The following is a 12,634-nucleotide window of genomic DNA, read 5'->3' on the forward strand; positions in this document are numbered from 1 at the left end:
TCCGGCATGGCTCGTGCTCGGAACCACTCGCATCTCACACAAGGTACCGGAGCGGGCAGTCGACTCCAGGCCGTGACGAGTCACGCGTAGGACACAACCCGATATCAACGCTCCGTAATTCCGGTATGCCACAATCCGCGACATCCGCGCGAGCGCCGTCGGCGACGCCGCAGACCAGGCGGCGTTAGATCGGCTGTGCGAGAAGTTCGGCGGCCAGACTCTCCTCACTCTCCGTAGCGTCTCCCGCACGATGAGTCCGCAGCCATGCGCGCTTCAGATGCAGATGGACCTCGAACTCCCAGGTGAATCCCATGCCGCCGTGCACCTGAAGACAGTCGCGGGCACCCCGCACGGCGGCTTCGTCGGCGAGCAGCCGGGCGGTGTCGATGTCCGCCGGGTCGGTGGTGACGGCCGCGGCGTAGACGGCGGCACGGGCCGTCTCCGTCCGCACCAGCATCTCCGCGCACAGATGTTTCACCGCCTGGAAGCCTCCGATCGGCTGCCCGAACTGCTCGCGCGTCCGGGCGTGTTGCACGGCCAGCTCGCACGCGCGCGTGGCGCTGCCGAGTTGCTCGGCGGCGGTGAGGAGTACAGCGACAGGGTGCACGTCACGGGCCACGGGAGCCTGGTGCAGGGGCGTCAGGGGATCCACCGACCGCAGCGGTACGGCCCCGGCCGCGTCCCCCCGTACGACGTCCGCCTCCGCGAGCCACTCCACCAGCCCGCATGCGCCGACGTCCGCCACGACCGCCTCTCCGGTGGCCGCGCCCGGCACCTGCCCCGCCGCGAGATGCGTGGCCACCAAGGGTCCGGGCAGCAGCGTCCGCCCCGCCTCCTCGAAGGCCAACACCGCCTCGGGCAGCCCGAGTCCGACCCCGCCCCGCGCCTCCGGGAGCCGTAGCGCGAAGAACCCGGCCGCGCCGAGCTCCCGCCACAGCGCCCGGTCCAGGCGGCCGGGCTCGTCGACGGCGGTTCGTAGCGCCGCCGGGCCGAAGCGCCGCGCCAGCAGCCCGCGCGCACCGTCCCGCAACGCCCGCTGGTCCTCGGTCAGTTGGAAACGCATCCGTCACCGCCCCTTCGGCAGCCCGAGGATCCGCTCGGCCACGATGTTCCGCTGGATCTGCGAGGTGCCGGCCGCGATGGTGTACGACAGCGAGGACAGCCGGTCGAGCACCCACGGCCGGTCCAGGTCCAGCGCCTGTGGCCCCAGTACGTCGGCGGCTGCGTCGTAGAGCTCCTGGCGGGCGTGCGAATACCTCAGTTTGAAAACCGAACCCCCGACCCCGGGCACACCACCGGTACGTTCCGCCTCGCTCACGTTCCACTGCGTCAGCCGCCACAGCGCCCGGAACTCGGCGTTCAGCCGCCCGAGCCTTCGCCGCAGTACCGGATCGTCCCAGCGCCCGTTCTTGCGGGCCTCACCGGCGAGTTCGCGCAGCACGCGACGGCACGCGACGACCTCGCCCACGAAGGCCGTACCGCGCTCGAAGGAGAGCGTCACCATCGTCACGCGCCAGCCGTCGTTCTCGTCCCCGACCCGGTTGGCGACCGGCACCCGCACCTCGTCGAGGAACACCTCGGCGAACTCGGCCGACCCGGCCAGGGTCCTCAGCGGCCGTACGGTGATGCCCGGCGCGTCCATGGGCATGGCCAGCCAGCTGATCCCACGGTGCTTGGGGGCCTGCGGGTCGGTGCGCACCAACAGCTCGCACCAGTCGGCCACTTCGGCGTGGGAGGTCCAGATCTTGGACCCGCTCACCACATAGTCGTCACCGTCCCTACGCGCGCGCGTGCGCAGCGCCGCGAGATCGGACCCGGCGTCCGGTTCACTGAAGCCCTGGCACCAGACCTCCTCCCCGCGCAGGATCGGCGGCAGCCAGCGCGCCCGCTGCTCAGGCGTTCCCTCGGCGGCGATGGTCGGCCCCGCGTGGAGCAGCCCGACGAACCCCGCACCCACATAGGGCGCGCCCGCCTTCTCGGTCTCCTCCAGGAAGATTAGCCGTACGGTCGGGGAGGCGCCCCAGTGGACATCGGCGTACCCGGCGTCGTACAGCCTGCGCTGCCAGCCGAGATCGTAGGCGCGGCGTCCCGGCCAGTCGTCGGGGGACGGCTTCGGCGGGAGCGTCGGAAGGACCTCGCCGAGCCACTCCCGCAACCGCGCCCGGAACTCCTCCTCTTCGGGTGTGTCCGTGAGGTTCATCCACCACCTGCCTGACGGTCCGTCAGATTCATCCGCAGGCTAGCCCCGCACCCCTGGACCGACAAGGCGCCGAGCCCTACGCTCTCGGCACGATCTGACACACCGTCAGCAAAGGGGGTTGTCGTGAACGACACCGCACACGCCCTGAGTTCCTCGCGCACACTCTGGGAACTGGTCGCACGCCGTGCCGAACTGACCCCCGACCGCCCCGTCCTCCTCCAGGACGACCGCTCACTGTCCTTCGGCGCTCTACGCGCGCGTGCCGAGCGCGTGGCGGCCGGCTTGTACGACATGGGCGTACGCCCCGGCACGGTCGTCGCCTGGCAGCTGCCCACCCGCATCGAGACAGCCCTGCTCTCCTGCGCGCTGGCCCGCCTGGGCGCCGTACAGTCGCCGGTCATCCCGTTCTACCGGGACCGCGAAGTCGGCTTCGCGCTGCGGGAGTCGAAGGCGGAGTTCTTCGCGGTACCGGGCGAGTGGCGGGGCTTCGACCACACGCAGATGGCACGGCGACTGGGCGCGAAGGGCATCTTCGAGGGGTACGACAGCCTGCCCGACGGCGATCCGTCGGCACTGCCCCCGCCGCCCACCGAGGGCACCTCGGTGCGCTGGATCTACTGGACCTCGGGGACGACGTCCGACCCCAAGGGCGTACTGCACACCGACCGCTCACTGATCGCGGGCGGCTCCTGCCTTGCGCACGCGCTGCGCCCGACCTCCGACGACGTCGGCTCGATCGCCTTCCCGTACGCGCACATAGGCGGCCCGGACTACATGGTGATGCTGCTGTTGTACGGCTTCCCGGCAGTGATGTTCGAGCAGTTCGCGCTGCCGGACGCGCTGGCGGCGTACCGCGGGCACGGCGTCACGATCGCCGGCGGGTCGACGGCCTTCTACTCGATGCTCCTGGCCGAGCAGCGCAAGGAGCCGGGCGGCGGGAAGGTCGTCCCCTCGCTACGGCTGCTGGCGGGCGGCGGGGCGCCGAAGCCGCCGGAGCTGTATCACGCCGTGGTCCGCGAGATGGGCGTGCAGCTCACACACGGGTACGGCATGACCGAGGTGCCGATGATCACGATGGGGGCGCCGGACGACACAGCGGAGAACCTGGCGACGACGGAGGGGCGGCCACCGGCCGAGATGGAGATACGGATCGTGGAGGGGGAAGTGCGGCTGCGCGGGGAGGCGGTGTGCCGGGGCTATCTGGATCCGGCGCAGACGGCGGCGGCCTTCGACGAGGAGGGGTTCCTGCGCACCGGTGACCTGGGCCATCTGACGGACAGCGGGCATCTGGTGCTGACCGGCCGCCTGAAGGACGTGATCATCCGCAAGGGCGAGAACGTCTCGGCGAAGGAGATCGAGGACCTGCTGCACCGGCATCCGGCGGTCGGGGACGTGGCGGTGATCGGGCTGCCGGACGCGGAGCGCGGGGAACGGGTCTGCGCGGTCGTGGAACAGCCGGCCGGTGCGGAGAAGCTGACGCTGGAGGGGCTGACGTCGTACCTGCGCGGGGAAGGGCTGTCGACGCACAAGCTGCCGGAGCAGCTGGAGGTGGTGGACGCCCTTCCGCGCAACGAGACCCTGCGGAAGGTACTCAAGTACAAGCTCAGGGAGCGCTTCTCGGGGGCGTAGGGGTCGGGGGCGTAGGGGTCGGGCCCACATGGGTCCGGCCGACATGGGTCACGGCCACATGGGTCCGGCCGACGTGAGTCACGCCCACATGGGGTCAGTCCACATGGGGTCGGCTCACGTGGCGTTGGTCCACACAGGCCCGGCCGACAGGGGGTCGGCCACATGGGTCCAACTCACGTGGCGTTGGTCCACATAGGCCGGCTCACGTAGGCCCGGCCCACATGGGCCCGACCCACATGGCTCAGGATCGCTCGGATCACTCGGGCACGGTGAAGTAGCGGGCGAACGCCGTCACGATCTCGCCCTCGGCCACCTTGCCGTCGCTGTCCGCGTCGAGCGTGGCGGCGGCTGCGCGGGCGATGTCCTGCTGCACGCCGAGGCAGACGAGCACGCGCGCGGTGTCGGCGACGGTGGCGGATCCGTCGCCATCCGGGTCGGCCACGGCGAGGGCTGCGTGCAGGAAGGGGCGGGCGATCTCGGCGAACCGGTCGGGGTTGTCGCGCAGCCGCTTGACCGCGCCGTTCACGAACTCCTCGCGGGTGATGCGCTGGTCGCCGTCCCGGTCCGCGATCCCCGCCATGCCCTGCCAGAACGCCTCGGCGCCGATGTACAGGGCCTGGCCCTTGTCGGACCTGGCGGCGGTGCCGAACTCCGCGAGCAGCGCCTTGGCCGCCGCGCTGAAGTCCTCCCGGTCGATGTAACCGTTGCCGTCCTGGTCGAAGGTGGCGAACCGGGCGGCGATCCTGCGCTCGTACTCGCTGCTGACCATGTCTTATCGGGCCGCCTTACGTCACGTGGGGTGCATCTCGCACGGAGCGTACGACGCCGGGGGGCGTCCGGGCGCGGGAAAGGGGCGGTTGTGCCAAGACCGGGGGAATTTTGGGACAACGGTGTGGCACTTCGAGTGCGGTGTCACCGCGAGCCGGGTCGGGTCGCATCCGCTCCGGTCAGGTCCGCTCCGGTCAGGTCCGCTCCGGTCGGGTCGGGTCAGGTCAGGTCAGGTCAGGCCGACAGTGGCCGGGCGTCGTCCGCGACCGCCGCCGCGACGTCCGGGTAGACCTCGAAGAGCCGACGTACGCCCAGCGCGCCCAGCACCCGGTTGACGTGCGACCCGTCCGCCGCGCCCTGCGCCGGGAGTATCAGCCGCAGGCTGCCCTGGCAGGAGCGGATGAGGCGGCGGGCGGCGATGAGGACGCCGACACCGCTGGAGTCGCAGAACATGACCTCGGAGAGGTCGAGGACGAGGCTGTGGCGCCCCTCGGCCACCACGTCATGGATGTGCTGGCGCATCACCGGCGAGGTCACCAGATCCAGCTCGCCGGACACCTGGAGCACAGCCCAGTCGCCTCGCTCGCCACCGGTCACTTTCAACGTCACCACCACGCCCCTCGCCGGCCGAAACGGAAGCGACTCCTACGCTTCCTTGCAGCGCGGCTGCCCAGCGGCTGTTCCCTGAAACACCCTCCCGAAAACGGTCACCGATCAGAAGAGGCTTGTTTCAATCGCATTCGATCCTGTTCGATCGGTTCCGATCGCCCGACGGCCGGGTAACCGAGCGACTGCAGGGCCGACAAGACAGGACGACAAGACAGGCTGCAAGACAGGACAGGCAGATCAAGGTCCACTACCACCCACTGCTCGTCGAGGGGCGCACAATGCGACAAAGGGGCGTGCGCTGTCAGACGTGCCGACTACATTCGGGGAGAAGGTGGACGCACGCTGGACGCGGACGGACCGGTGAGGGGGGCCGCATGGCGAAGAAGGACGCACCGCCCCGCTGGGACCGCAAGATGCAGCAGCGGCTCGCCCGCGGCGAGGCGGCCGCCCTCGGCGAGCTCTACGACCGGTTCGCCTCGCTCGTGCACGGCCTCGCCCACACCGTGCTGGGCGACGAGCGCGCCGCCGACCGCATCACCCGTGATGTCTTCGCGCATGTCTGGGAGCACCCGGACACCTACGACCCCAGGCAGGGCCCACTGCGTTCGTGGGTCGCCACGCTGACCCACCGTCTCGCCGTGCAGCGGCTGCGCGACACCGAGACCGCCGCCCTCGTCCGGGCCGGTCAGGGCTCCACCGAGGAGCTGGAGCGCAAGGTGCGCCACGCCTCGGTCGCCGCCCGCGCCGACTACATCGTCCAGTCCATGCCCGTGCCGCTGCGCGCCGCCCTGGAGTTGGCCTACTTCCAGCGCCGCGACTACCGCCAAACCGCCACCGACCTCGGCGTCACCGAGGACGAGGCCCGCCGCCGACTGCGCCTGGGCCTGCAACTGCTGTCCACGGCCCACGACGCGGGAGCCGCCCCGGGGGCGCCGCCGGGATACGGGGGTGCGGTGTGAACGAGGCGGAGCGGTTCCCCGACAAGGACCATGACCAGAACAAGCACGACCAGCACGAGCGCGACCAGCACGAACACGACCGGCCCAAGCACGCCCAGGACAAGGAGAAGAACGGCTCCGGAGAAACCCGCGGAGCCGACGGTATGAGCAGCGGCAACGGCGACGACCAGCACCCCACCCCCGAGCCGAGCCCGGACCAGCCGCCCCGCATACCGCTCCCCCGCGCCTCCGTCGAGGACACCGGACGCCCCCTGCCCGCCCTGGAGGACCTCGGCGACCTGGCACCACGCCCGGCCCCGCTCGTCCTCGAACACCGTGTCCTGAAGTCGCTCCTCGGAGCCTGGGCACTGGCCGCCTGCGCTCCGGAGGAGACGGCGGCCGTCGAGGAGCACCTCGGCGACTGCGGCTCCTGCGCGGACGAGGCGCGGCGGCTGCGCGAGGCCGTGGGCCTGCTGCACCCGGCCGAGACCCTCGACCTGGACCCCGCCCTGCGCGCCCGCGTCCTGGAGGGCTGCCTGGAGCGACGCCCGCCGCGCATCCCGGTACCCGAGTGGGCGACGCCGTACGACGCCGAGGCGGCCCGTCTCGACGCTCTGCTGCAGGACTTCGGGGACGCCGAGTGGCACGCGCCCGTGCGGCTGCGGTGGTTCCGCGGGGACGAGCCGACGAGCCGTCGTACGACCGTCGCCGGGGTCATCGCGCATCTGCTGACGGTCGACGGGCTGGTGGCGATCGCGCTCGGCCTGGAGGACCCCATGGGCGAGGTGGCCGCGGACCGGCCGACCCCGTCCGCGCGCACGGAGGCGTACTGGCGCGCCTCGCACTTCCCGCCGACGCGCGCCGTACGGGCCCCTTGGCGGGAGCAGACCCACGACCTGGTCCGCACGGTGTCCTTCACCGGCGGCGGCACGGGCGAACTGTCCGTCCCCTACGGCGACTTCGAGCTGCCGCTGCGCGACGCGATGCTGGACCGCGCCTTCGAGTGCTGGGTGCACGCCGAGGACATCGCCGAGGCGGTGGACTACCCGTACGAGGCGCCGTCCGGCCGGGATCTGCACCACATGGTCGACCTGGCGGCCCGCATGCTCCCCACGGTCCTGGCGGCCCGCCGCCGCGCGGGCTTGGCGGCGGCGCCGCCTCCCGGCCCGCACCGCCGTCTCGTACCCGCCGGCGCGCCGGGCCGCAGCCTGCGCCTGGAGATCGAGGGCTCGGGTGGTGGGGAGTGGCTGATTCCCCTGGACTCCCCGGCGGCGGTGGGCTCCGCCGAGCATGAGGTGGCCCATGTCGCGCTGGACGGCGCGGAGTTCTGCCGCTTGGCGGCGGGGCACGTGTCTCCTGCGGAAGCGGCGGCCGGGCAGGTGGGGGATCGGGAGGCGATCAGGGACGTGCTGTTCGCGGCGGCGAGCTTGAGCCGGATGTAGGGGTGGGTCGAGGGTTCGCGGGCGGCTGCGGGTGTGTGGGGGCCGTTCGCGCAGTTCCCCGCGCCCCTTGAGTACGTGCAGTGGACGCGCCTCCAGGGGCTCGGGGAACTGCGCGAGCAACCACAAACAACCCGCAGCCGCCCTGAAACAGGCGAATCCGAGCTGTTAGGCGAAAACGACCGTCCGCCGCCCGTTCAGCAAAATTCGCCGCTCGGCATGCCACTTGACCGCCCGAGCCAGCGCCTGGCACTCCACGTCCCGCCCGATCGCGACCAGCTGGTCCGGCGTGACGTCATGCCCGACCCGCTCGACCTCCTGCTCGATGATCGGCCCTTCATCGAGGTCGGCGGTCACGTAGTGCGCGGTCGCCCCGATCAGCTTCACACCCCGCGCATGCGCCTGGTGATACGGCTTCGCGCCCTTGAAGCTCGGCAGGAACGAGTGGTGGATGTTGATGATCCGCCCGCTGAGCTGCTTGCACAGATCGTCGGAGAGCACCTGCATGTACCGGGCGAGCACGACCAGCTCGACGCCCTGCTCCCGCACGATCTCCAGCAGCCGCGCCTCCGCCTCGGACTTGTTGTCCCTCGTCACCGGAATGTGGTGGAAGGGGATGTCGTAGGACCCCACGAGCTCGGCGAAGTCGGTGTGGTTGGACACCACGGCGGCGATCTCCACCGGCAGCGCCCCGATGCGGGCCCGGAACAGCAGGTCGTTCAGGCAGTGCCCGAACTTGCTGACCATCAGCACGACCCGCATCTTGTCCTCGGCCCGATGGATCTGCCAGTCCATCTGGAAGGAGTCCCCGATGGCCGCGAAGCTCGCTCGCAGCTTGTCCACCGTCACCGGCGCCTCCGCCGAGAAGTGGACGCGCATGAAGAACAGTCCCGTGTCGCGGTCGCCGAACTGCTGGCTGTCCTCGATGTTGCAACCGGTCATGAAGAGGTAGCTCGACACGGCGTGCACGATGCCCTGCTTGTCGGGGCAGGACAGGGTGAGGACGTACTGGTCGGAGGGGACCGCGGCTCGGTCGGACTGCTCGTTCATGCAGCACAGGGTCCCATATCCCAGACCCTCACCGGAGCGCCGTCCCGCTACGCGGACCGCGTCATGATCCGCAGCACCTCGAGCGTGCGCGGCGGAGCGTCCGGGTCCTCGCCGTCGGCCATGGCCATCCGGACGTGCGCGTCCCGCGCCGCCCGTATCGCCTCCGGCCAGCCCTGGTTCTCGACGTACGCGGAGACCGGGGCGTCCGGGCCGACCTGGTGCATGATCCGCAGCACGCGCAGCACGGCGGTGTCGACGAGCGCCGCCTCCTGCGAGTCCCTGAAGATCGTGCCGACGTATTTCTCGGCGGACCAGTTGTCCAGCCAGGTGTCCTCGACCAGGCGGTACACAGCGTCGGTCACGTCGCCGTATCCGTCGGCGCCGGCCAGCCAGACGTCCCGCTGGAACACCGGGTCGGAGAGCATGTGCAGCGCGGAGCGCACATTGCTGCGCCAGCGCCACCACGGCATGTCGTTCAGTGGCATGCCGCCCATGGTGGATGAGCGACGGCCGCGACGGGAAGAGTTCTCCGAACCTTGCACGGTCATCGATCGTACGTTCCCCGTCACACTCGCCCCACCGGCCCCCGTAATTCACCTTCCCGTCACCATGTGATAACCAAAGGTCACGCCGGGGTTAGTGGTGTGGCGGAATCGTGCGTATCCATGACTGGCAGGCGACGCACCCGCAGCACCGTCCTCCGCACGATCACCGACCGGCCCGTCCGAGCCGCCGCACGTACCGCGGCGGCACTGGTGGCGTGTGCGTCGTTCGCCGTCGGTTGCGGGGTCATCCCCGGTACCACGGGGGGTTCCGGGGATGACACGATCACTGTGATGACCTGGGCGCCGCAGAACACCAAGGCGACCAACAAGCCCGGCATGCCGGCCTTCGCCCAGGCGTACGCGCGCTGGGTCAACGCCCACGGCGGCCTCGGCGGCCGCGAGCTGAAGGTCCTCACCTGCAACGACCGCAACGACAGCGTGGCCGCGGCGAAGTGCGCCGACCGCGCGATCGAGGAGAACGTCGTCGCGGTCATCGGCTCCTACAGCCAGTACGGCGACACCTTCCTGCCCTCGCTGGAGGGCGCCGGCATCCCGTACATCGGCGGCTACGGCATCACCAACGCCGAGTTCACCAGCCCGCTCTCCTACCCCGTCAACGGCGGCCAGCCCACCCTCCTGGCGGGCCTCGGCAAGGAACTGGCCCGCTCCTGCGGCCCCGTCGCGCTGGTGCGCCCCGACAGCATCGCGGGCGACGAGCTGCCGCCCCTGCTCAACTCGGGCCTCAAGGCGGGCGGGCACTCGCCCTCGGCCGACCAGCTTGCCGAGGAGGACGCCACCGAGTACGGCAGCCAGTCGGCGCGGGCGCTCAACTACTCCACCGACGACCCGACGAAGACGGGCTGTGTGGTGCCCGCCCTCGGCGACCGCACCACCACCTTCATGGACTCCTTCCGGCGCTCCCGCGAGGACTACCCCGACGTGCGCACCGCCGCCGTACTCGGCAGCGTCGACCAGACCGTGATCAATGCGGGCGGCGGGGCGTCGGGGCCGTACGAGGGGTCGTACATCACCGGCTGGTACCCGGTCGCGAGCGATCCGCGCTGGGACGCGATGAAGAAGGTGATCAGCGAGCAGGCCTTCGGCGACAACCGCATCGACCCCGCGGACGCCGGTGTGCAGACCACATGGATCGCGTACACGGTGTTCAAGAGGGCCGTCGAGTCGCTGGGCGGCGGCGAGGTGACCGCCACTTCCGTGCGGGAGGCTCTGAACGGGGGCCTGAAGGTCTCCACGGGCGGCCTCACACCGACCCTCCGGTGGAAGTTCCAGGACGTCCTGGCCGCCGTCGGCTTCCCCCGTCTCGTCAACCGCGAGGTGACCCTTCAGGTCGTCCGGGACGGGCGGCTGGTGGCGGCCCGCAAGGGCTTCATCGACGTGACGAAGACGCTGCAGAACGCCGAAGTGAACTGACCGCCCGGCCCGTACCGAAGCCGCCGTACTACAGCTGGGTCGGCTGGCGCTCCGTCAGCCCGTACTTCTTGGCGATGGTGTTCCACAGCTGCGCGGCCGTCTTCTTCTGCGCGCTGGCGGTGCCGCTGGCCTGGTTGCCGGCCTGGGTCTGGCCGGTGGAGCGGGCCTGGCCCTTCCTGCACAGCTTCTTGTTTGCGGCGACCTGGTCGGCCCACGCCGCGTAGTGGTTGTCGGCGGACGCCGACGCCTGCCACGCCTTGGTCAGCGCGGTGGTCAGCGCGGTGTGGTTCGGGAGCTGGTCGACGGTGAGCTTGGACAGGTCGGTGACCAGTTGGTTGCGCTGCTTGGCCGCGCCGCGCAGGTCCGTGGCGGCCTGGGCGAGGTTGCCGCAGGACTTCACGGCGGCCACCGCCTTGATCACGGCGGTACGGCTGTCGCCGCTGTCGGCCAGCAGCTTGTCCAGGGCGATCGCCTGCTGCTCGGCGGGGTCGGCCGACGGGGAGGGGGAGCCCTCGGTCGCCGGGGCCGTGGCGGAGACGGGCTGGTTCTTGTCGTTCTTCTGATCGTCCCCGCTCCCGCCGGCGAGCAGCGCGCCCGCGCCGATGCCGAGGACCGCGATACCGATGCCGACGGCTGCTATGAGCGGCACCCGAGAGCGCGTACGACCGCCCCGGCCGCCGTCGTCACCGCTCGGGCCGTAGGGGTCGTGCGGGCCGGACGGGCCGGGCGGGAAGTACGCCGCCCCGTGTCCGCCCTGCGGCTGCGGTTGCGGCTGCTGGAAGCGCGGCAGCTGCTGGGTGGCCGCGGCCGGGGGCTCTGCGCCCGGCTCACTGCGGAAGAGGCTGTCGAAGTCGGAGAGCGGCTGCCGCTCCGCCCCTGCGTGCGGCGCCCCGCCGGTCTGGCCGGGCACGGGCGGGATGTACTGCGTGGCCTGGGCGTCGGGCCCCGAAGCGGACGGCATCGGTCCGGCACCGCCCTGAGGGCCGACGCCGCCTCCCTGCCGCGCGCGCCCCAGGATCTGCGTGCTCTCACCGGACACCTCGGGCGGCAACGCCCCCGGCCCCACGGGCGGGATGTACTGCGTCGCCCCCTCGTCGGCGGCGGACGCGGGAGGTGCGGGGGATGCGGCGACGGGCGGTATGTAGCGGGTGGCCTGGTCGTCCGCGCCCGCGGGGGCACCGACGACCGGCGGTATGTACTGAGTGGCGCCCTCGTCGGCCGGGGGCAACGGGGCCCCGAAGCCACCGGCACCGGCGTGCGGAAGGGGCGCGCCGGGGGCGTTGTGCGCGGCCGGCGGCAAAGGCGCGCCGGAGCCCGGAGCGCCGTACGTCACCCCACCGGCAGGCGGCAGCGCCCCACCCGGGCCGTGCTGACCCGCGGGCGGCAGCGGCGCACCCCCGCCGGCAGCCCCGTACGCCTGCCCGCCCGCAGGCGGCAGCGGTGTCGACGACGGACCGGCCTGCCCGTACGGCGGCTGCGGCGCGGGCATCGGTGAGCCGGCCGGGGCGCCATGGCCGTACGACGGTGTGCCCGGCGCACCCTGCGCGCCCCCGCCGTACGACACGCCCTCCTGCGGCAGCGGCTGGGACGGCGCGCCCGCGGCGGCGTCCGGCGCCGCGCCCCACTGGGCCGGCGGCGGCGACTGGTACGGCGACGGCGACGGCGCCTGGTAGGGCTGTTCCTGGCCGCCCCAGGACTGGCCGGGCGGCGTTCCCCAGGCCTGGCCCGGCGCGGCCGGCGGCGGGGTCGGGTGCTGGTTCTGGTCGGGTCCCCAGGGGGTGCCCCAGGACTGGCCGCCGGGCGGTGCCGAGGGCGCGGGCTGGGACGGTGGCGTGGCCGGTACCGACATCGGCCGGCCGGCCTGCCCGCCCGTCATACCCGGCAGCAGCGGCTCACCACCGTCGGAGGGCAGCACGATGCCTTCGCGCGCGGGCCGCGCCGAGGGCTCCTCGCCCTGTCCACTCTGCGTCACCGGGACTCCTACCAATGGGGGACCTTGTGAATCGTCGGCTCACGCTACCGGCT

General features: G+C 71.8%; 11 protein-coding genes and 1 pseudogene. 4 read left to right on the top strand and 8 right to left on the bottom strand.

Going from position 1 to position 12,634, the window contains the following annotated elements:
• Positions 1 to 184: 184 nt before the first annotated feature.
• Together EHO50_RS20450 and EHO50_RS20455 are read right to left on the bottom strand one after the other, a co-directional pair.
• Positions 185 to 1,063, bottom strand: a complete 879-nt coding sequence (locus EHO50_RS20450) for an acyl-CoA dehydrogenase family protein (RefSeq protein ID WP_128431796.1) — start codon at positions 1,061 to 1,063, stop codon at positions 185 to 187.
• 3 nt (positions 1,064 to 1,066) lie between these two features.
• Positions 1,067 to 2,200: an acyl-CoA dehydrogenase family protein gene (locus EHO50_RS20455; protein WP_128431799.1), complete on the bottom strand. Its 1,134-nt coding sequence runs from the start codon at positions 2,198 to 2,200 to the stop codon at positions 1,067 to 1,069.
• A gap of 123 nt (positions 2,201 to 2,323) precedes the next feature.
• Here EHO50_RS20455 and EHO50_RS20460 point away from each other — a divergent pair, with 123 nt between their 5' ends.
• Complete coding sequence (locus EHO50_RS20460) at positions 2,324 to 3,829, top strand: class I adenylate-forming enzyme family protein (RefSeq protein ID WP_128431801.1); 1,506 nt, start codon at positions 2,324 to 2,326, stop codon at positions 3,827 to 3,829.
• A gap of 256 nt (positions 3,830 to 4,085) precedes the next feature.
• Here the strand turns inward: EHO50_RS20460 and EHO50_RS20465 are convergent, their stop codons facing one another.
• From EHO50_RS20465 to EHO50_RS20475, 3 genes and pseudogenes are all read right to left on the bottom strand, one after another.
• Positions 4,086 to 4,598, bottom strand: a complete 513-nt coding sequence (locus EHO50_RS20465) for an EF-hand domain-containing protein (RefSeq protein ID WP_128431804.1) — start codon at positions 4,596 to 4,598, stop codon at positions 4,086 to 4,088.
• A 143-nt stretch (positions 4,599 to 4,741) separates the two neighbouring features.
• Positions 4,742 to 4,807 (bottom strand): annotated as a pseudogene (locus EHO50_RS46060) (pentapeptide repeat-containing protein); the annotation flags it as partial.
• Positions 4,808 to 4,831: 24 nt separating this feature from the next.
• Positions 4,832 to 5,212 (bottom strand): STAS domain-containing protein, encoded by a 381-nt coding sequence (locus EHO50_RS20475; protein WP_128431806.1) that lies wholly within the window; start codon positions 5,210 to 5,212, stop codon positions 4,832 to 4,834.
• Positions 5,213 to 5,580: 368 nt separating this feature from the next.
• On the opposite strand from EHO50_RS20475, the gene EHO50_RS20480 reads away from it, so the two are divergent.
• On the top strand, positions 5,581 to 6,165 hold the full coding sequence (locus tag EHO50_RS20480) for a sigma-70 family RNA polymerase sigma factor (RefSeq protein WP_128431808.1): 585 nt from the start codon (positions 5,581 to 5,583) through the stop codon (positions 6,163 to 6,165).
• Positions 6,166 to 6,308: 143 nt separating this feature from the next.
• On the top strand, positions 6,309 to 7,586 hold the full coding sequence (locus EHO50_RS20485) for a maleylpyruvate isomerase N-terminal domain-containing protein (protein ID WP_128432535.1): 1,278 nt from the start codon (positions 6,309 to 6,311) through the stop codon (positions 7,584 to 7,586).
• Between the two features lie 165 nt (positions 7,587 to 7,751).
• On the opposite strand, the gene purU is transcribed toward EHO50_RS20485, so the two are convergent.
• A complete protein-coding gene (purU, locus tag EHO50_RS20490; RefSeq protein ID WP_128431810.1) occupies positions 7,752 to 8,633 on the bottom strand; it encodes a formyltetrahydrofolate deformylase in 882 nt (293 codons plus the stop codon).
• A 47-nt stretch (positions 8,634 to 8,680) separates the two neighbouring features.
• A complete protein-coding gene (locus EHO50_RS20495; protein ID WP_128431813.1) occupies positions 8,681 to 9,181 on the bottom strand; it encodes an SCO4402 family protein in 501 nt (166 codons plus the stop codon).
• Between the two features lie 117 nt (positions 9,182 to 9,298).
• On the opposite strand from EHO50_RS20495, the gene EHO50_RS20500 reads away from it, so the two are divergent.
• Positions 9,299 to 10,609 carry an ABC transporter substrate-binding protein gene (locus tag EHO50_RS20500; RefSeq protein ID WP_128431815.1) on the top strand — a complete coding sequence of 437 codons (1,311 nt, stop codon included), beginning with the start codon at positions 9,299 to 9,301 and terminating at the stop codon, positions 10,607 to 10,609.
• 28 nt (positions 10,610 to 10,637) lie between these two features.
• On the opposite strand, the gene EHO50_RS20505 is transcribed toward EHO50_RS20500, so the two are convergent.
• Positions 10,638 to 12,581 (bottom strand): hypothetical protein, encoded by a 1,944-nt coding sequence (locus tag EHO50_RS20505; RefSeq protein WP_128431817.1) that lies wholly within the window; start codon positions 12,579 to 12,581, stop codon positions 10,638 to 10,640.
• Between the last annotated feature and the right edge of the window lie 53 nt (positions 12,582 to 12,634).

Source organism: Streptomyces cyaneus, from assembly GCF_004028635.1.
In the GTDB taxonomy this organism is placed as follows: domain Bacteria; phylum Actinomycetota; class Actinomycetes; order Streptomycetales; family Streptomycetaceae; genus Streptomyces; species Streptomyces cyaneus.

Bases quoted from the DNA above. Each gene is read 5' to 3' on its own strand.
- EHO50_RS20450 (WP_128431796.1), bottom strand. From the start codon at position 1,063: ATGCGTTTCCAACTGACCGAGGACCAGCGGGCGTTGCGGGACGGTGCG.
- EHO50_RS20455 (WP_128431799.1), bottom strand. From the start codon at position 2,200: ATGAACCTCACGGACACACCCGAAGAGGAGGAGTTCCGGGCGCGGTTG.
- EHO50_RS20465 (WP_128431804.1), bottom strand. From the start codon at position 4,598: ATGGTCAGCAGCGAGTACGAGCGCAGGATCGCCGCCCGGTTCGCCACC.
- EHO50_RS20480 (WP_128431808.1), top strand. From the start codon at position 5,581: ATGGCGAAGAAGGACGCACCGCCCCGCTGGGACCGCAAGATGCAGCAG.
- EHO50_RS20485 (WP_128432535.1), top strand. From the start codon at position 6,309: ATGAGCAGCGGCAACGGCGACGACCAGCACCCCACCCCCGAGCCGAGC.
- purU (WP_128431810.1), bottom strand. From the start codon at position 8,633: ATGAACGAGCAGTCCGACCGAGCCGCGGTCCCCTCCGACCAGTACGTC.
- EHO50_RS20495 (WP_128431813.1), bottom strand. From the start codon at position 9,181: ATGACCGTGCAAGGTTCGGAGAACTCTTCCCGTCGCGGCCGTCGCTCA.
- EHO50_RS20500 (WP_128431815.1), top strand. From the start codon at position 9,299: ATGACTGGCAGGCGACGCACCCGCAGCACCGTCCTCCGCACGATCACC.